The sequence below is a fragment of the uncultured Streptomyces sp. genome, from assembly GCF_947488945.1.
Lineage (GTDB): Bacteria > Actinomycetota > Actinomycetes > Streptomycetales > Streptomycetaceae > Streptomyces.
On record NZ_CANLBS010000002.1, the window covers coordinates 69,384 to 87,365 of the forward strand.

13 protein-coding genes are annotated in these 17,982 nt (G+C 71.0%); 8 read left to right on the forward strand and 5 right to left on the reverse strand.

The features are described 5' to 3' along the window. Positions 1-584: 584 nt before the first annotated feature. Complete coding sequence (locus tag Q0994_RS02500; RefSeq protein ID WP_299528263.1) at positions 585-836, forward strand: type II toxin-antitoxin system VapB family antitoxin; 252 nt, start codon at positions 585-587, stop codon at positions 834-836. Beyond that, a complete protein-coding gene (locus tag Q0994_RS02505; RefSeq protein WP_299528265.1) occupies positions 833-1,249 on the forward strand; it encodes a PIN domain nuclease in 417 nt (138 codons plus the stop codon). The genes Q0994_RS02500 and Q0994_RS02505 overlap by 4 nt, the downstream gene beginning before the upstream one ends. Positions 1,250-1,362: 113 nt before the next feature. On the opposite strand, the gene Q0994_RS02510 is transcribed toward Q0994_RS02505, so the two are convergent. From Q0994_RS02510 to Q0994_RS02525, 4 genes are all read right to left on the reverse strand, one after another. Beyond that, positions 1,363-2,721: a hypothetical protein gene (locus Q0994_RS02510; protein ID WP_299528267.1), complete on the reverse strand. Its 1,359-nt coding sequence runs from the start codon at positions 2,719-2,721 to the stop codon at positions 1,363-1,365. Then, positions 2,718-4,694 carry a hypothetical protein gene (locus Q0994_RS02515; protein WP_299528269.1) on the reverse strand — a complete coding sequence of 659 codons (1,977 nt, stop codon included), beginning with the start codon at positions 4,692-4,694 and terminating at the stop codon, positions 2,718-2,720. The genes Q0994_RS02510 and Q0994_RS02515 overlap by 4 nt, the downstream gene beginning before the upstream one ends. Further along, the gene (locus Q0994_RS02520) at positions 4,691-5,485 is read right to left on the reverse strand and encodes a toll/interleukin-1 receptor domain-containing protein (RefSeq protein ID WP_299528271.1); all 795 of its coding nucleotides are present in this window, start codon (positions 5,483-5,485) and stop codon (positions 4,691-4,693) included. Before Q0994_RS02520 ends, Q0994_RS02515 begins: the two co-directional genes overlap by 4 nt. A 316-nt stretch (positions 5,486-5,801) precedes the next feature. Further along, positions 5,802-6,977: a transcriptional regulator gene (locus Q0994_RS02525; RefSeq protein ID WP_363325525.1), complete on the reverse strand. Its 1,176-nt coding sequence runs from the start codon at positions 6,975-6,977 to the stop codon at positions 5,802-5,804. Positions 6,978-7,624: 647 nt separating this feature from the next. Here Q0994_RS02525 and Q0994_RS02530 point away from each other — a divergent pair. Together Q0994_RS02530 and Q0994_RS02535 are read left to right on the forward strand one after the other, a co-directional pair. After that, positions 7,625-8,827, forward strand: a complete 1,203-nt coding sequence (locus Q0994_RS02530; RefSeq protein ID WP_299528273.1) for a hypothetical protein — start codon at positions 7,625-7,627, stop codon at positions 8,825-8,827. Continuing rightward, positions 8,820-9,803: a hypothetical protein gene (locus Q0994_RS02535; protein WP_299528275.1), complete on the forward strand. Its 984-nt coding sequence runs from the start codon at positions 8,820-8,822 to the stop codon at positions 9,801-9,803. Before Q0994_RS02530 ends, Q0994_RS02535 begins: the two co-directional genes overlap by 8 nt. 163 nt (positions 9,804-9,966) lie before the next feature. Here Q0994_RS02535 and Q0994_RS02540 read toward each other — a convergent pair whose 3' ends face one another. After that, positions 9,967-12,618: a glycosyl hydrolase family 65 protein gene (locus Q0994_RS02540; protein ID WP_299528277.1), complete on the reverse strand. Its 2,652-nt coding sequence runs from the start codon at positions 12,616-12,618 to the stop codon at positions 9,967-9,969. A gap of 1,094 nt (positions 12,619-13,712) precedes the next feature. Here Q0994_RS02540 and Q0994_RS02545 point away from each other — a divergent pair. The 4 genes from Q0994_RS02545 to Q0994_RS02560 all read left to right on the forward strand — a co-directional run bounded on the left by Q0994_RS02545 (position 13,713) and on the right by Q0994_RS02560 (position 17,820). Continuing rightward, positions 13,713-14,465, forward strand: a complete 753-nt coding sequence (locus Q0994_RS02545) for a GntR family transcriptional regulator (RefSeq protein WP_299528278.1) — start codon at positions 13,713-13,715, stop codon at positions 14,463-14,465. Between the two features lie 348 nt (positions 14,466-14,813). Beyond that, a complete protein-coding gene (locus Q0994_RS02550) occupies positions 14,814-16,547 on the forward strand; it encodes a cytosine permease (RefSeq protein ID WP_299528279.1) in 1,734 nt (577 codons plus the stop codon). Positions 16,548-16,731: 184 nt separating this feature from the next. Beyond that, a complete protein-coding gene (locus Q0994_RS02555) occupies positions 16,732-16,938 on the forward strand; it encodes an SPOR domain-containing protein (protein ID WP_299528280.1) in 207 nt (68 codons plus the stop codon). Positions 16,939-17,418: 480 nt separating this feature from the next. Then, positions 17,419-17,820 carry an NUDIX domain-containing protein gene (locus Q0994_RS02560; RefSeq protein ID WP_299528281.1) on the forward strand — a complete coding sequence of 134 codons (402 nt, stop codon included), beginning with the start codon at positions 17,419-17,421 and terminating at the stop codon, positions 17,818-17,820. The last annotated feature ends 162 nt before the right edge of the window (positions 17,821-17,982 follow it).

Here is a 17,982-nt window from a genome sequence, read left to right on the forward strand (position 1 = left end):
CGCGGGGCTCCGCCGCAGGTCAGGACCAGACCGCAGACATTCCGCTCCAATGTGTAGTGGCTGACTCATCACCACGTCGTTGATCTGGCAAGCATGCAGTTCAGAAGGGGCTCGACTCTTCGGAGTCGAGCCCTTCGCTTTTTCCGGTGCTGGGATGGCGCTGGGTTACCTGACTTCTCGTCACCTGCCGTCACCCCTTGTCGTGAGTGCCGTGCTGGGTTTGCGCCGGGACGCGGATGCTCCGCCGGTGCCAGAGTCCACTCTGATGAGCCCTCCCGGGACTACGAGCCGACCGTCGCGGGGAGCGCAGCCTGCCGTGCCTGGGTTCGTTCTTGCCGGCTTCCAAGGCCTTACGGAGTGGCCGCTCCGGCAACGTGGCGTCGATTGGTTCGCCGAGCCCCAGGTCAAGGAGTTCTTCAGGGTCTCGTCCAGGAGTGCTCGCCGGTCGGAAGGCTGATCAATCAGTCCGGGTCGTGCTCCCGGCTCTGATCGAGGCACCCTCGACGCGCTCCAGCATTTTGCTGCCATTTCTTACTCTCAATTGATATCGTTGCTGGAGCGTCGAGCTGTGAAGGGGACAACTGATGGCCAGGACTGTGATCGATCTGGACGAGGAGATCGTCGAGCAGGCGATGCGGGTGTACGGGGCGAGGACGAAGGCCGCCGCAGTGCGGGCGGCCATGGAGGAGGGGGTGAGGCTGCGGCTGCGCCGGGAGCTGTTCGATGCCATTGACGATGGTGAGTTTGATGACGTGTTTGCGGAGATCCGGTCGCAGACGGGGCCGCGGAACCCGGACGGCTCGCTTAAGCGCGAAGGCGGGTCTTCGGCGGCGTGAAAGGGCGCTACCTCATCGACAAGTCCGCGCTGGCCCGCCGGGGCAAACCGGCAGTGCGGGCGCGGCTGGATGTACTGGACCGCGATGGACTCCTAGCAGTGTGCGCCCCGACCGAGTATGAGGTTTTGTACTCGGCGCGTGGAAAGCCCGAGGCGTTGCGCCTGCGTACCCTGCTCCGTGGTTTCGACTACTTGCCCTGCAACGACGAGGAGTTCGAGCAGGCGCTCGCGATCCAGGCGCTGGCGCTGAACGCTGGCTTTCACCGGGCGCTGTCGCTGGCCGACGTCCTCATCGCGGCAACCGCAGAACGGCATGGGGTCACGGTCCTGCACTACGACGGTGACTTCGACATGATCGCCTCGGTGAGCGGGGTGCAAGCCGAGTGGGTCGTGGAGCCCGGCACCGCCGACTGACCGGGAACGCCCGTTCCGGTGAGCGATGGTCTTGCCCACCACCGGGGCAGGAATGGGCTCCCCGCCACGGTGTGCGGTGAAAGGGAGCCTCGGAGGGCCGGCTGTCTACCGGGTCAGCTCCCGCCGTCGTCGTCTTCGTCCCGTGTGCGAGGTGCGAAGGGCCGGTGCGGGCTGTGCGAGGTGTCCCAGAAGTACGGAGATGTCATGTCGTTCTCGCTCGTCTGCCCCCAGTTCTGGTTCCGTTCGCCCGCGCCGCTCTCTGCCGTTCCCGGCGTGAACGTGCCGGCGTCCGCGTTGGCATCCGGGTCCGCGGCCGCGTCGGTGAACGGCGAGTCCTCGGGGGCTGAGAAGCCCGGCGACCAGGGCCCCGTGGTGTACCCCTCACCCGAAGACTCATCCTCCGGCCCCGTGCCCCCACCTTCGTCGGGCATCGGGAAGAAGGTCTGCCTGATCTCCTCGGCGACCTCGTCCAAGCCGGCCGCTTCCAGGCTCCGGATTACACGGTGTACGAACACCATGTACTCGTCCATGTCCGGCTTCAGGCCGACCGCTGCCAGCAACAGGAGCAGTCGATCCGAAACCCCTACTTCTTCCTCGCGGTCGAACGTCCCTCCTCCTTGACCGTATCCATCCCACAGAGGGCCCCCGACAGCCGCTTCGCTGCGCGCGCTCACGGGCGGAACGAGCAGGTGGCGGAAAAGCTCGGGTACCTCCTCGTCGTTGGCCGCCGCCGCGATTTGTGCGAGCGGGCCGATCATGTCGACCGCCTTCTCGATCTCGTTCTCGTGACGGGCCAGCCACCACACCACCGCGCTGCCCGCGCTCTTGAGCACGTCGTCACCGAGGTAGCGACGCTGGTTGCGCTCGTGCTGACGCTCGTACTCCCAGATCTCCTCGTCCTTGCGAAGGTCATTCAACTTTCGTAGGCGCTCGCGGTCGGCGGGGGCGAGAGTCAGCGTCACATCGGCCGCCATGGCCTTCACTCGTCCGCTCCGGTCCGGGAGCGGGACGCCCAGCTCTCCCTCCAGGAGATACCGCGCGAAGCTCGCCCGGCCGGGCTCCTCGCGGTGGACGACCTCCAGGGCCCGACTGACGACCGAGGACACCGCGAGGGCCGGGTAGGCGCCGTCGGACTGGGTGGCGTGCTCGGGGACCGGCCGCCACCACACGGTGGCGGAGAAGAGGAAGTCGTAGCCGTCCGTCGCGCTCGGCAGCGACGCATCGACCACCCGCGTCTCCTGGTACGGCTGCTCCGCCGGTGCTGCCGGCGGCTCGGGTTCCCCCGGCTCGTACGGATCGGCCAACGCGCGGTCACCGCCGAGGACCGTCATCACGAGCAAGAGGGAGCCCGAGGCTGTGACCATGGACATGAAGCCCCACAACCACGCCGACCAATGCAGGAGGTTCCCGAGTGCAACCGGTGCGATGCCGCAGCAAGCGATGAATAGCATGCTGGGAAAGCGGTGTCTCATCGTGCCTCTTCCGTGGTTCGAGGTCCGGCGCCCGCATGCTCCGTGCGGGCGTACTGCGCGTGGTCGATGTGCTGCCAGAAGAGCGCGGCGGCGGCCGCCCGGGGCGGGTGGCGCGTGGACCCCGCCCACTCGCAGGCGATGGCGTAGAGACGGTGGAGGGCGGCCGTGCGGCCGTGCGTCGCCCTGACCATCACGCGCAGTGCCATCTCCCGCGATCTGTCGCTCGCCACGGCATTCAGCCAGCTACTCACCAGCGGGTTCCAGAACTCCGTCGGCTGTTGGGAGAAAATCGTCTGCCAACCCAAGAACAGGTCCGGCCACGGCGGCGGATCCGGTGTCCGGCCGCTACCCAATAGCTCTGTGAGCAGATGGAGATGAGGTTCCGGCCCGGCCGGCTCCCCACGCGTCCTGTCCCGCAGACGGTCGATCAGCAGCCTGTAGAGCCGACGATCGCTGCCGGCGAGGTGGAGAAGCGCTTCCCGGGCTTCGCGCGCCGCCTCCCCTCTCCGTACAGCGAGGTAGTGGAGCCGCACCATCGCCTGGTCCGGGTGCGTCGCGCCAAGGCTCTGGACGCAGGCGGCGGTCAGGACGCGAACGAGACCGTCCGACAAGGGGCCGGACCTCGCACACTCGTACATCCGCCTGCGGAACCATCCCCCGAACCTCTCGTGGCTGAGACCGAGTTCGAGAGCCGCCACGGCTCGTGGGTCGCAGGATGCCCCGGTCGCACGGTTCGCCCAGCGGACTACAAGGTCGAGGAGGTGGTCGGGCCGCCCGACGGCCAGGGACCGCTCGGCGAAGCGGGCGACGACGTTCATCCGGTCGTCGGTGGTCAGACCGCGGAGCGCGGCAGCATGGTCGATCCAGTCCCTGAGGTCGTCGCGTACCCCGGGGAAGTTCGCCCAGAAGTATGTCCGTACCGCGTCGGCGTAGGCCAGCCGCTGGAAGCGGAGCCGTCCGTCCGGGTCCCGTTCGATCCCCAACGCCGCCAGCCGCTCACCGAAATCCGTCCGTGCGAGCTCGGACGTCGCCTCTTCCTCGTGTCTCACCGTCCTCATCAGACCGTGCCACGCCTCGTAGACGATGTCGGCGCGGGCTTCCTCGAACACCGCCGTCGTGAGCAGCAGGGCCCGCTCGGGCGCGGTGCGGACCGTGGCGATCTGTTGGCCTACCTCGCCGGCACGGTCGGTCACCGCGTGCATCGCCTGATCGAGCCATCCCGCGAAGTCGGTCCCGAACCGTCCGCTGTCGCGGGCAGACCTCACCAGGCCCGCAAGCCGCGCCAGTTCCCGCATGGGGGAGCGGTCGTACAGGCGCTGGAGGTCGGCGCTCCGCAGGTCTGCGGAGCGGAAAACCATCCGGTCCATGCGGAGGTGACGGGTCACGACGGCGATGCCCCGGGGGCGTCCCAGCGCCACCGTGTGCGGTTCGAGGTCCGGTCCGTGGACGTGCTCCATGCCCGACGGCAGGACGACGACCATGTGCCCCCCCGCCTCCTGGACTTGTGACCGGCGCACTGCCAGGCGCCGCTGGGCCTTGGCGTACGCCTCCTCGTCGCCGATCCCGGAGAGGTCAAGGAGGAAGCGGTCCCCCTCACCGGGAGCAAGAGACTCCTCGTCCTTGTCCGTAACGGGAAGCTCCTCGAACCGGACCCCGTTCTCGTCGGCGTCCCCGTCCTCACCGAGCCCGTGCAGCAGCATGATCGCCGCGGCGCGGCGGCCGCTGCCTGGCGGAGCCTCCAGCAACACCACCGAACCGGGCTTCTTCAAGCGGTCGGCGGCAACGCGGTAACCCAGCGGTGAAACGAACCGGTCGGCCAGACGCCTCCGGTCCTCGTGGACGATCCGGAGGGACTCGACCCCTTTGCGGATCATCCAATCCGCGCCAACGCCGTAAAAGACGTACTGCGGCCCCACGCCATTGTTCACAGGGCCACGCGGATCGTTGACGGTGACACGATCCTGCTCGGTCATCGTTCGTCGTCCGAGCGCCGGCGCTCGCGCTCGAAACGCTGATGGACCGTACCGCTGTTGTCGCCGGCTGTGAACTGTGCCCCGGTATTGTCGCCCTCGAAGTGAGGGCCGTTGTATTGGTGGCCCCGACCGGTGTTCACAGGCCCCTGCGGCTCGTTGACGAAGGTGCCTGACAGTTCGCCGTTGAGGTTTCCGATACCGCCGCGCACGCGCTGCTCGATGTCGCGCGTCCGCATCCTTGTGTGCCCGTTGTCCCGGGCCGACTTCTTACCGGATTCCGCCTTCGCCCGCTCCCGTACCGCAAGGGCGTCCCGGTCCACCGCACCCAGCTCGGGCAGGAGCCGGGCAAGAGCGTCCCCGAGGGCCGCCAGGTCCGGTTCGGCGTTGCGGTGGTCGAACCGCCTGTACTGGCAGTCCGCCAGCTCCAGCAGATCGTCCGGAAGGATGACGCGGTCGATCCTCGTGGCCTTTCCGACGAGCACGGGGATCACCAGGATCCCGCGGTCGAGCGCTGTCTGAATCTCGCGCCGGGTCCAGTCCTGCTCGGTTTCCAAGGCCGGACGGCCATCGGCGCCCCGTACCTCCGCCCAGCGCGGGCCGATCACGGCGAGGAGCGCCTCACAGTCTTCCACCGCCCTGACCAGTTCCGCGGGGAACCGACGGCCGGGTTCGATCGAGTTGCTGGCGAAGAAGATCCGCTCGTCGCCGAACCGGCGGGCGAGTTCCCGAGCGATCATGGTCGCTGCGGACTCCTCGTCGCCTGTGCGGTAATTGACGAAGACGTCGGGCATGAAGGTTCCCTTCGTGAAGGAGGACCGGATGAACGGGCGCGGGGCTGTGGACCGGGGGCTGCGGTTCGCCCAGGACATGAGGTTCTGACCGTGTGGACGGCATGGCGCATCCACAGGGAGGCGTGCGGATTGAATTGAGGTGTGCCGCCTGGTGCGTCACGGGTCGCGGGCCGCCTGAAGAAGCCAGGGGTGCGGTGCGACGCGTCGAGCGGTGTTCAGAGGGGATCCGTCGGAGACCGTGGGATCCGGAGGGCCGGGGGATGGAGCGGTCCGGCGAGCCGGGCGGTTCGAGGCGGTTTCGGTCGTGGAACGGCTGTCAGTTGTGCGCGGGGGCGAGTACGCGTGCCAGCGCGGGCTGCAGATCACGTACGGCGCGACTGCTCCGGAACCGGGAGAGCTCCCGTGCGAGACGCCGGACGTCGCTGTTCACTGTCGCTGAGGGCACGGCCGGCATCACTCCCAGGAGATCCCCGGCGATCGCGCACGCGTGTTCGACCTCCCCGGAGGCGGCATGGGCCAATGACCGGCGGAAGCCGTACCGGGCGCGGGTGCGCAGCGCCTGCGGCGGGAGGCGGCGGTACTCCCGGTCGAGTACCTCGGCGGCTGCTTTGGGGTGGCCGAGGTCGTACAAGCACCAACCGGTCGACATCGCCGCCGGATCACTCACATGGGAGGTGCCGATCACGGGCTCCGTGCTGCTGCGGGTGTCGTCGCTGCCGAGTAGTTCCCGCGCCTTGTCGAGGCTGCGGAGGCAGTCGACTTCGTTCCCGATGAGCGCGTGCCCCTGGGCCTCTCGTTGGGCGGCGAGTCCCCGGATGCGCGGCGGGAGTTCGCTGCCTTGGGCGCGGCGGGCAAGGGCGACGGTGCCGATCCCGTCCCCGCCGTACATCGTGATCAGGGCGCGACGCACCAGTGCGTAGGAACCGAGGTGCGGGTCACCCCCGGCGCGTGCTAGTTCGGCGGCCTCGCCGGTCCAGCCGAGTGCCGCGTCACTGTCCCCGGCCTCCTGGGCCATCCAACCGGTGAACTCCGCGAACCGCGAGGCGAGCAAGAGCGCGGGGGTCCGAGAAGCGGGCTGGGCATCGGCAGCCAGCCCGGTGATCATGCGGGTCTGCGTCTCCAGCAGGGGCAGCAGGGCCCTGGGCGCGGTGGACTGGCCGAGTTTCCGCAGTTGGTCGAACTGCATGCGGAAGGAGGGCAGGAGGGGGTCATCGGTGGAGGACACCGCCTGACCGCCGAGTGTCAGGCCGAGGTCGATCAGCGCTCCCGTACCCGCTGAGAGGACCGCCCGGCGCGCGACGAGCCATCGGCTCGGCCCGACGGGGGATTCGGCGGTGCCCGAGTCCGAGTCCGTCTCGGGACGAGTGACCAGGCGCTGCAGTTCGCCGTCCGCGCCGAGGAAGGCATCGCACCGGCGGGCCAGTTCGGGGGACGCGGAACGTTCCCCGCGTTCGACCTTACTGAGGTGCCCCTTGTCGTAGTTGAGCGCCACGGAGAACTCGGTCAGAGTCAGCCCCCGCTTCCACTCGTAATCGGCGGAGTTCTGGGCCGAAACTGGAAGTCGTGCTCATCATCAACCTCCTCTTGAACATTGATCGCGAGAGCCGTACGCCCTCACGGGGAGTCGTCATCCGACGACCACCGGGCGACACGAAACCCGACGGTCAACACCCGGTGTGACGGCGTCGTTGCGGTTCGCATCCGAGAGCGAGTTTGGCATGAGGCGCGCCTGGAGAATCGAGGTTCGGCGGTGTTGCCCGTTGCCTCTTTCGTGCTCCGCTATTCCCTGTCCATTCATCGGAGTGACCGGGTTGACGGCGAGCGTGGTGACGCGATCGGGAATGACAGGATCACGGGCGGGTCCAGCCATGGGCGAAGTCACGGTGGAGGTCCGTCCAGCGGTGTTGGTGAAGGCGGCGTCGATGGCGTACGTGCGGCCGTGGAGGCGGTGGCTGCGAAGGTGGGCTGGGCCCCGCCCGTGGCGGCACCGTCCGTGCGCGATTGACCGGTCACCCCTTCCGGTACGCATGAGGCGAAGACGTTGGTGCGTCCCCCCGCGCGTACGGCACACTGAGCCCGCAGTTCATCGCCGTGCGGCGGCAACGCACGGGTGACGCGGGTGACTCGGGGGAGTACGGAATGGATCGCCGCCCGTCCATGGTGCTGGCCGCCTACGGGGCCTGGAACCATGTGATCCTGCTGTCGCTGTTCGACCCGATGAAGCGCCGGCTCACGGGACTGCTGGCCCCCGGCCGGGAGATCGGGCCGGTGCGTGTGCTCGGTCTCTCGATGGACGGTTTCGTGGTGACCGACCCGGGCCGGGTCGCCGGGTGGCTGCCGCAGGTCGTCTTCGTCGTCGCGGGCGGGGTGCTGACCTACGGGGTGTTACGCGGCGCGCGGGGACTCAAGCCGCGACTGCGGACCGTACTCGCCCTGAACGGAGCCGCGTTGCTGGCGGCGGGGCTGGCGGTGCTGATCGGCCCCGCGCTCGATCCGCAGGCGCGTTCGGCCTTCCTGACGTACAACGAGTGGACCGGAAGCGCCCGGATGGGGGCGGTTCCGGCGGCGGCGGCCCAAGCCGCGCTGTGCGTGGTCTGGCTGACCGTCTTCGCCTGGTACCTCATGTGGCGCTACCGGCATCTGCCTCCCGTGCGGCGCTACCTCGGCATCCGGGACGAGACAGGCGGGGAGCCTGCTCCTCTGCTCGAAAGGCCCATAGAACGGCGGCAGTTGATGTGGGCCGGGCTGATTCCGGCGGTGCTGTTGGCCGTGGCGGGCGGCCCGGTGCTGCGGCACTCCGCGCAGCGGTACCTGGAACAGGATCTGTCGGTCACCTTCGACCCCGCACTCTGGGACCCCTACCGGCCGCCGCTCCTCGTCCAGGAATGGAGCGGCGTCCTCTACCCGGCGCTCCGCCTGCGGCCGCTCTCCCACGAGACGGCCGGCGGCTGGCTCGCCACCCTGACGGTCTGCGTCGTCTTCCTCCTCGCCCTGGCACCGGCGCTCCGCTCGGTGGCACGGCACCTGACCGCCGGCCCGGAGGGACGCGTCACCGCGCTGCGCCTGGTCATGAACGGCTGGTACGCGACCCTGCTCGCGGCCGTCGTGGCGGCGTTCGTGGACGGCAGGCTGCTGCAGTGGAGCGCGCCGCGCGTGGAGGCGGAGCAGGCGGAGCTGCGTCCCGGACTGGCGCTCGGCGACGCCGTGCGGTTCGGCACGGCCTGGGGCTGGACCGTCGGGCTCGCCTGTCTGGTCGCGGTGGTCCTGATGCGGCGGCACGCGGGGAGCCGGGCCGCCCGGCCCGGTACGGAAGTGGACGAGGAGCAGCCGATCGATGCCTAGGAACCGACCCGTCGCCCGCAGGACGGACGCCCTCACCCGGGCGAGCGTGCGCAGGAGCGCCACCCGGGCGCCCGCCGGTGCGATTGCCGAGGAGGAGGCGGCGCCCGGCAGGCTGCGGTGGCTGAAGAGCCCGGCGGCCTGGCTGCTCACCATCGTGCTGACGGTGGCGGCGGTGACCTTCCAGGACGTGCTGACCGCGTCGGTGAAGACGATCCTCCCGCTGGACCGGGTGCCGGACCGGCTCTCGCCGCAGGGCGCGATCGAGGTGGTCGAGGTCAAGAACGTCAAGTACTTCGGCTACTACCTGGTGCGCGGCGGGGCGGACGCGGAATTCCGCCGCTCCCTGCCGCTGACCGAAGAATGGCGGGAGGACCCGAGGACCGTCGACGTCGAGACGTCGGAATGGGTGATCACCTTGCAGGGCCGCGCCTCCCAGCAGGTGCGGATCACCGACATCGTGCCGGAGATCGAGGGGGGTTCCTGCAAGGCGGCGCTCACCGGGGACAGCCTGGTCCACGCTCCCTCGGCGGGCGCCCAGGACGTCATCCCGCTGCAGTTGAAGGTCGACTCGCCGCAGCCCCGTCTCGAAGTGGTCGGCGAGAACGGCAAGGGCGGTGAGGACGCCGAACCGTACTTCACCGGGTCCGGGGCCAAGCACATCACGCTGAACCAGAACGAGTCCGAGGCGTTTCTGGTGCAGGCGACGGCGGAGAAGGGCTACTGCCGCTGGCGCTACCGCGTGCACTACCAGGTCGGTGGCGGCGTCGCCGAGACGACGATCAGCGCCCCGAAGGGCAAGCCGTTCGAACTGACGGCCCGGCTGCCCGACTCCGCCGGTTATGACGAGGTCTTCTTCCCGCCCACCGACTGCGCGTCCCCGGGCAAAGAAGACCTGCCGGAGGCGTGGTTCGAGCAGACGGGGGCGGAGTACGCCCGCGACCGGAAGGACCCGAGCCCGCCGTGCCCGGAGAGCTGACGTCCGACTCGCTCGGCCGTCGCGCTGCGAGGTGAGCGAGTCGAGATCGAACGGGACCGGGAACGAGACCGCGAACGGGACCCGGCGTTCGTGACGGCCGCGCAAGGTGCTGGCCGGGTGCGTGCGCGCGGCCCGGGCCCCTCCGCGTCCGCCCCCACGCGTGTCACCGTTCCTCCGCCTCCACCCTGAACTCCGCGATCCCCGCGGGCTTCTCCGGGTCGGCGGAGGTGACGGACACCCGGATCCAGCGGGCCGTCGCGCCCGGGGCGTACGGGCGCCAGGCGCTGCCGTCCAAGGAGGTCTCCACCGTGTGGGCGGCGGGCGGGACGTCCGACCAGGCCGGGGCGGCCGAGGTGATCCGGCGGGGGCGGCCGAGGTCGGTCGTCAGGGTGCCGGTCGCGCCGTCGGGGGCCCAGGTGGTGGCGGGGGAGCCGTCGACCGCCGCCTCCGCGTACAGGCCGGGGGCCTCCGAGGTCGCGGTCGTCGGGCGGCAGCGGGCCGCGTCGGCGGTCGGCGTCAGGTCGGGGCGGCGGGTCGGCAGGGTGAGGGTGCCCGAGAGCCGGCGCGGCCCGTCCGGGGTGTGCACGGTGAACGGGGCGCCCGACGTCAGGCTGACCGTGGTGGTGCGCGCGCCGACGGCGACGTCGTACACACGTCCCCGGTGGCGCAGGCCCCGGACGGTGACGCCCTCGCCGAGCTGCGGCGGCAGGGTCGGGTCCAACCGGATGCCGTCCTCGCGCAGCCGCAGCCCGGTCAGCCCGTGGGTGAAAACCTGGAGGAACCCGCCCTTCCCGGTCAGGAAGTCCTCGGCCGGGAAGCCCGACAGGGGGTCCTGCGCACCGGCCTTCTCGCCGCGCGCCTCGGAGAAGAGCTCGTACGGACCGCGCACGAAGGGCCGGACGGAGCGCTGGAGATAGGTGTACGAGGCGCAGCCCGGCTCCCCGATGGCCGCCGCGTCGACGGCGTGCACCGAGTCCGTCATCGCCGGCCCGTCGGGGTCGGTGCGCGCGGCGTAGTGATCGAGGGTGGCGGCCGCCGCGCCCGGCTCCATCGGCCACTCCAGCGGATACATCAGCAGCACGGTGTCGGCCTGCTTGATGGTGGAGCCGTTGTACCCGGCGTACTGGAGGAACACCTTGCGCGCCGGGTCGTACGGGATGCGCAGGCCGTCCGCGACGCGCGCCCACCGCGTCGGTGCGGCCCGGCCGAGGAGTCCGGCGGCGCGGGTCGCGTGCCGGAGCGCGGTGGCGGCGACGGCGTTGGTGAAGACCCCGTCCGTGACGCCGTTGCTGTACTCGTCGGGGCCCGCCACGTTCCGCAGCGAGTAGCTGCCGTCGTCGTTGGCGGCGGCGCGGGAGGACCAGAAGTCCGCGATGCCCCGCAGCAGCGGCCAGCCGCGCGACTCCAGCCAGGCCCGGTCGCCGGTGGCCAGCCAGTACTGCCAGACCGCCAGCGCGATGTCGCCCTGGAGGTGGATCTGGGTGAGGCAGTGCGGCGGGTCCCAGCTCTGGCACTCCTGGTCCAGCCGCCCCCGGCTCGCGCTCGTCCAGGGGTAGAACAGGCCCTCGTACCCGAGCCGTTCGGCGTTGGCGCGGGCCGCGTCACGGGTGCGGTAGCGGTATTCGACGACCGCGCGCGCCAGCTCCGGGCGGGTCGCCAGCAGCCCCGGATACATCCAGGTCTCCGCGTCCCAGAACACCATGCCCGCGTAGTTGTCGCTGGTGAGACCGGTTGGGGCGACGCTGTCCGCGGAGTCCCGGCGGGTGCTCGCCAGCAGCCCGTACTGGGCCGACCGCAGCCACCGCTGGAGATCCGGGCTGCCCGGCACCAGGACGTAGGCGGACCAGTCCTCGCGCCAGGCGGCGGCATTGTCCTCGAAGACCTTCCGCCACCCCCGCCGGGCCGCGTCCCGCGACGCCGCACGGGCGGCCGCGCGCGGGTCACGGGCCGTCAGACCGGTGTCCACGCCCACGTACTTCTCGAAGGTGTACGTACGGCCTTCGCGGACCTGGTGCGTGGCGGTCGTCGGCTCCGGTGCGAGAGGGCGGGGCCGGCCGGTGGCCGGTGCGGCGGGGCGCACGGTCTGGGCGATCGCGCCTTCGACGTCCGTGCCGCGGGTGCGGAACGTCCCGTCGGCGGCCACCGCGATCCGGCGTGCGCCCCTCGCGTCGAGCGCGCCGCTGACGGTGGCCGGGCCCGACCAGTGCGGGCGCATCCGCAGCCGTACCGCGCCGGCGTGGACGTGGCTGCGGTCCGCGAGCACCTCGTAGGCCAGGTCGGTGGCGCGGCCGTCGGCCGTGGTCCAGCGCAGCGAGGTGCGGACCACGCCGCAGGCGAGGAAGAGGGACTGGCGGTAGTGCGAGATCCGTCCCGCCGGAGTGCCGGAGCCCAGGGTCTCCCCGCCGACCCGCACGTCCAGGTTGGTCCAGCTCGGCAGCGCGGCGACGACCTCGCGTCCCTCGGCGGTGCCCGGTTCCGCACCGTAGAGACCCGAGACGAAGGCGCCGTCGTAGCGCGGGGTGTAGAGCGGCCAGCCGGTTCTCTCCGCGTGCACGGCGTATCCGGCGCCCACGGCCGGGACGCGGTGACCGAGGTAGCCGTTGCCGACGTACGCGTCGTAGCCCGCCGCCTCCCCGTACCGCGTGGAGGTCCGTACCCAGGACGCGTCGCCGCCGGGGCTCCGCTCGCCGCAGACCGGGGTCGCGGGGGTGCGGTCCGCCACCGGGCCGGAGGCGTGCCCGGTGGGGGAGAGGGGCGGCACCAGGAGGGTGCCGGCGACGAGGGGCGCGAGCAGGGCGACGCGGGGGAGTCTCACGCGGCCGACGGTAGGCAGCCGGGGCGTACGCGGGCGCGCGCGCCGCGCGCCATCGGCGCCGGGCCAGCGGTACGGCGGACGGCGCGGAGGGCCGGATGGAGCACGGACGATCCACGAGCGCGGTCCTGGTGGTTCCACCCGCCGTCGCCCCGCGACCTTTCAGCCGACGGTCGGGGGGCGCCTCACCGAGGGTGATCACCGGGTCGGTGACGGACAGGGCGTCCGTGTTACGTCCGGGTGAATTGACGCGCGTAGAGAGAGTGCCGGGATGGGTCGGTTCCGAGGCCGGCGCCAAGGTCCCGCCGGGCTCGGTGGACGGGAAAACGCCAGGTGGGCGGGGCAAGGTCGGTCTGCGGGCCGTTCCGGTGGCCGGGGCGGGACACTCTCCGCCGGGCATGTGGGGGGAGTGTCGTTCGTATGGCGGGTCCGGGGAGGACGCGGTCGTACCCTTGCGTGATCCCCGGCGTTCCGCCAGTCTTTCGCGGGAGGGCGGACGGGCTGGTCCCGTGCCGTGCGCAACGCCGCCGAAGCGTCGTCGGGCGGCCGCGTGGACGGCCGAGGCACCGGCTCGCACCAACGCCGCCCCCGGTCCGCACACCGTCCGTCAGGAGGCTGTCCGTGTCGTCGTCGCCCGGTCACTACGCGCGTAGAAGCGCGCCGGTGACGCTTGCGGGGGCCGAGGCCCGGGGGCCCGTGGCGGAGAGCGGCGGTCGCCCTCGACCCGGCTGACCGCCGCACCCCGAACGCGTCGTCCGGCCCTCCCCACCTACGGGGCCGGGCGGCCCCGCGAACGTGCCGCCCGGCACCCCCCACAGCACATGGCCGGGCGGCACTGTCGCGTGTGCTCCCGGACCGTCCGCCGCCGGCGCGCTAGCCGGGGCATGCGTGAGGCGTGCGGGGGGTGTGGGGCGGGCAGAGTGAACCGGGGGTGCGCGCCGTGTGCGACGGGTGGGCCCCGGTGATCACGCACGCCGCACGTTCATGCAGGCCAGACCCAGGAATCATCACTTCGGGTGAAACTGTGGCCATCGCTTGTGCGGTGCCACCCACGGTTGCGACGCTGTTGCGGTCTGTCAACCTGTTGGGAGTGGCCTGTGACTTTCGGTGAGCAGCCCGCCTATCTGCGCGTGGCGAGCGATCTGCGGGAGAAGATCGTCAATGGTGCGCTGCCTCCCCATACCCGCCTGCCCTCGCAGGCCCGCATCCGCGAGGAGTACGGCGTCTCGGACACCGTCGCGCTGGAGGCGCGGAAGGTCCTGATGGCCGAGGGCCTGGTGGAGGGGCGCTCCGGCTCGGGCACCTACGTGCGCGAGCGCCCGGTGCCCCGTCGGATCGCCCGCTCCGGGTACCGCCCCGAGGGCGGAGCGAGTCCGTTCCGCCAGGAGCAGGCGGCGGACGGGATGCAGGGGACCTGGGAGTCCCGGAGCGAGCAGGAGGGTGCCAGCGCGGAGATCGCCGAGCGGCTGGGCATCGAGCCCGGTGACCGGGTCATGCGCACCCGGTACGTCTTCCGGGACGCGGGCGAACCGATCATGCTCTCCACGTCCTGGGAGCCGCTCGCCGTGACCGGACGCACGCCGGTGATGCTGCCGGAGGAGGGTCCGCTCGGCGGCTGCGGGGTCGTCGACCGGATGGCCGCGATCGAGGTGGTGGTGGACAACGTCACCGAGGAGGTCGGGGCCCGGCCCGGCCTGGCCGAGGAGTTGCTGACGCTCGGCGGGGTGCCGGGCCACGTGGTGATGGTGATCGGACGGACGTACTTCGCGTCGGGACGGGCGGTGGAGACCGCCGACGTGGTGGTGCCCGCCGACCGGTACCGCGTCGCCTACCATCTGCCGGTCAGATGAACGGGGCGCCACGGGAGGCCCGGACGCGCACGGACCCCCCTGCGGACCGAACCGAACCAGACCGCACCGGATGAAGCGGACCGCACCGAACCGCACCGAACCGCACCGGTCGGCATCGCACGGACCGGCGTGGTGCGGATCGGCATCGCACGGACCGGCGTGGCGCGGGTGCCTCCGGCCGCCGCCGCACCGATATCGGTGTGCGGTGTCCGCCCCCGTTCACGCCGAGTTGACCGGCCGTCGGCGCGGTTAACCGGTGGGCAACGCCGCAGCTCGAAGCGTTGACATGTTCATCTCCTATCTTCCCGTTCGTCCCCGCACACCGGACCGACGAACGGGAAGTCACCGATGACGGACACCGCGACACCCACGGCGGCCGACGCGCCGGAGCCGGGGCCCCCGCCGGGCCCCGGCGAAGGCCCTGCCCGCAGTTACGCCAAGCTGGCCGCCGACGAGAGCCGCGAGGACTACTCGCTCCGCTACGCCCCGCACTCCTTCCGCCGCTGGTCGCCCTCGACGGTCGCCGGCACGGCGCTCGGCGGCATCGCCTACCTCGCCGACTTCGCGATCGGCGCCTCCATCGTCTTCACCTACGGGTTCACCAGCGGCTTCGCGTCCATCCTGTGCGCCGCCACGATCATCTTCGTCACCGGCATCCCGATCGCGCGGGCCTGCGCCACGTACGGCCTGGACATGGACCTGGTCACCCGGGGCGCCGGGTTCGGCTACTTCGGCTCGACGCTGACCTCGCTCATCTACGCCTCGTTCACGTTCATCTTCTTCGCCCTCGAAGGCTCGATCATGGCGCAGGCCATGCACCAGGCCGTCGGGCTGCCGGTCGAGGTGGGCTATCTGGTCACCACCCTGATCGTCATCCCGATCGTGTTCCGCGGCATGGGGGCGCTGGCCAAGGTGCAGGCGTGGACCCAGCCGGTATGGATCATCGGCATGGTCCTGCCGTTCGTCGTGCTCGCCTTCGAAGCCCCCGGTTCCTGGAGCGCGTTCACCTCCTTCGGCGGCACCGAGGGCGCGGGCTCCGGGTTCGACTGGCTCGGCTTCGGGCTCGGCACCGGCGTCGCGCTCTCGCTCATCGCCCAGATCGGCGAACAGGCCGACTACCTCCGCTTCATGCCGGCCAAGACCGAGGCGAACAAGCGGCGCTGGAACCTCGCCGTCCTGGCCGCCGGCCCCGGCTGGGTCGTCATCGGTGCGGCCAAGCAGCTCGGAGGCGCGCTGCTCGCCTTCGTCGCCCTGGAAGCGGTCGGCAAGACGCACGCGCTGGAGCCGATCGCCCCGCAGATCGAGGCACTGAAGCCCTGGCTCGGCTCCTTCGCGCTGCCCGCAGCCGCGCTCTTCGTGATCGTCTCGCAGATCAAGATCAACGTGACCAACGCCTACAGCGGCTCGCTCTCCTGGTCGAACTTCTTCTCCCGGCTGACCCACAAGCACCCCGGCCGGGTCTGGTACATCTTCCTCAACCTCGCCATCGCGCTGACGCTGATGGAGATGAACATGTTCGCGGCACTCAACAAGCTGCTGGGGTTCTACTCCAACGTGGGCATCGCCTGGATCGTCGCCGTCGCGGCCGACCTCGTCATCAACAAGCGGATCGGACTGAGTCCGCCCTACATCGAGTTCAAGCGGGCCTACCTCTACGCGGTGAACCCGGCGGGCTTCGGGGCGATGGTGATCGCTTCCGTCGTCTCCATCCTGGCGTTCTTCGGTCTCTTCGGTGCGTACGCCGAAGCCTTCTCCACCTTCATCGCCGCCGGACTCTCCCTGGTCCTCTGCCCGTTGATCGCCTGGGTCACCAAGGGCCGCTACTACCTGGCGCGCCCCAACCCGGTGAACGGGCCCGGTGTCGAGATCGCCGACATCACGGCGACCCACACCTGCACCGTCTGCGAGACCTCCTACGAGCTGCCCGACGTCGCGGACTGCCCGGTGCGGTCCGGCCCGATCTGCTCGCTCTGCTGCTCGCTGGACGCGGAGTGCGGCGACGTCTGCCGCCGTGCACCGGCCGGACCCGTGCTGATGCCGCTGCCGACCGTGCGGGAGGCGGGGCCGACGATCGCGCTCTGAGCCCGCCGGCACGGAACGAAGGGGGCGCATCCAGCCGGATGCGCCCCTTCGCGTGGCCTGATCCGTACCTCTTTGTGTAAATCCGCATCCGCTGAGTAAAGGTCAGGCGTAGGCTCCGGCATATGCGCAAAGAGGTTTCCTGGGGGTCCTCAAGGATGGACATGCGAACAGGGGGAGAGGCGAGATGCTCGGGAGAGGCACGATGAGCGAGAGTGCCGCCGTGCTTCCGTGGCAGGTGGTGCGGCACGACGACGAGACCGAGGGCAACCGCTACCGGATCGCTCGCTTCGCCACACAGGCCGAAGCGCAGAAGATCGCTGACGGCTTCGACACCGAGGGGCAGAAGCACTTCTACCGGGTGGAGCGCGTGGGGCCGGACGGCCACCTCTGATCCACTCGCGCACGACGGTCCGGGGCGGCCGGGCCGCCCATGACCGGGGCGGCCCGGTCGCCCCGTCCGTGCGCCGGAGTGCGCCCCCCGTCTCGAACCCCCGGTCCGAACCCCCCGGCCGAACTCCCGGTCCGGGCCCCGGTCCGAACCCCCCCCGGTCCGAACCCCCCGGCCGAACTCCCCGTCCGAACCCGTCGGCCGAACCCTCCCGCCCGCACCCCGGCCCGCGCTCCTGGCCCGGGTGCCCCGGCCCCGAACCTCTCTGGCCCCCACCCCCGGCCGTGCGCCCGCGGAACCCGTGATTCCCGCCTCCGGCCCCTCGCCCGGTAGGGTCTGCCCCCGGAAAACGGCGCGCCCCGGACCGTCGTACGCCGTACCCGGCCGACGCGTGCGCCGCTCGGACCGGGTGCGCCGCGCAGCGGCCGGAACGCGCCCGCGAGGCACGACCGGCGCGGGACGCCGAGGGCAGAGGTGGGGCGGATGACGGGACTGATCGACACGGTGGCCTGGGTACGGGTGGAGGACGGCAGGATCCTGTGCGCCCGCTCACGGGGCAAGGACGCCTTCTACATCCCGGGCGGCAAGCGCGAGCCCGGCGAGAGCGATCTGCAGACCCTGCTGCGCGAGGTCGAGGAGGAGCTGACGGTGGCCCTCGACCCGGCGACCGTCTCCCGGGCCGGTGTGTACGAGGCCCAGGCGCACGGCCACGAGGACGGCGTGAGGGTCCGGATGGCCTGCTACTACGGCGACTACCGCGGCACGCTGGCCGCCAGCAGCGAGATCGAGGAGGTGGCCTGGTTCTCCTACGCGGACCGGGACCGCGTCCCGCCGGTCGACCAGCTCCTCTTCGACGACCTCAGGGCAGACGGCCTGCTCACCTGACCTGGCACACCGCGCCCCGCCCGCCGACGACCCGCGAAGAATGCGCGATATCCGCCCGCAAACCACCCTTGGTGGTGATCTGTGATACTTCGCGTACCGGAGCGGGTATGGGGTGAGTACCTCTGTAAAGGGCGAGCCCTGCTGCTCCTGGGATGTGGTCGC

Bases quoted from the DNA above. Each gene is read 5' to 3' on its own strand.
- Q0994_RS02500 (WP_299528263.1), top strand. From the start codon at position 585: ATGGCCAGGACTGTGATCGATCTGGACGAGGAGATCGTCGAGCAGGCG.
- Q0994_RS02510 (WP_299528267.1), bottom strand. From the start codon at position 2,721: ATGAGACACCGCTTTCCCAGCATGCTATTCATCGCTTGCTGCGGCATC.
- Q0994_RS02515 (WP_299528269.1), bottom strand. From the start codon at position 4,694: ATGACCGAGCAGGATCGTGTCACCGTCAACGATCCGCGTGGCCCTGTG.
- Q0994_RS02520 (WP_299528271.1), bottom strand. From the start codon at position 5,485: ATGCCCGACGTCTTCGTCAATTACCGCACAGGCGACGAGGAGTCCGCA.
- Q0994_RS02530 (WP_299528273.1), top strand. From the start codon at position 7,625: ATGGATCGCCGCCCGTCCATGGTGCTGGCCGCCTACGGGGCCTGGAAC.
- Q0994_RS02535 (WP_299528275.1), top strand. From the start codon at position 8,820: ATGCCTAGGAACCGACCCGTCGCCCGCAGGACGGACGCCCTCACCCGG.
- Q0994_RS02550 (WP_299528279.1), top strand. From the start codon at position 14,814: ATGACGGACACCGCGACACCCACGGCGGCCGACGCGCCGGAGCCGGGG.
- Q0994_RS02555 (WP_299528280.1), top strand. From the start codon at position 16,732: ATGCTCGGGAGAGGCACGATGAGCGAGAGTGCCGCCGTGCTTCCGTGG.
- Q0994_RS02560 (WP_299528281.1), top strand. From the start codon at position 17,419: ATGACGGGACTGATCGACACGGTGGCCTGGGTACGGGTGGAGGACGGC.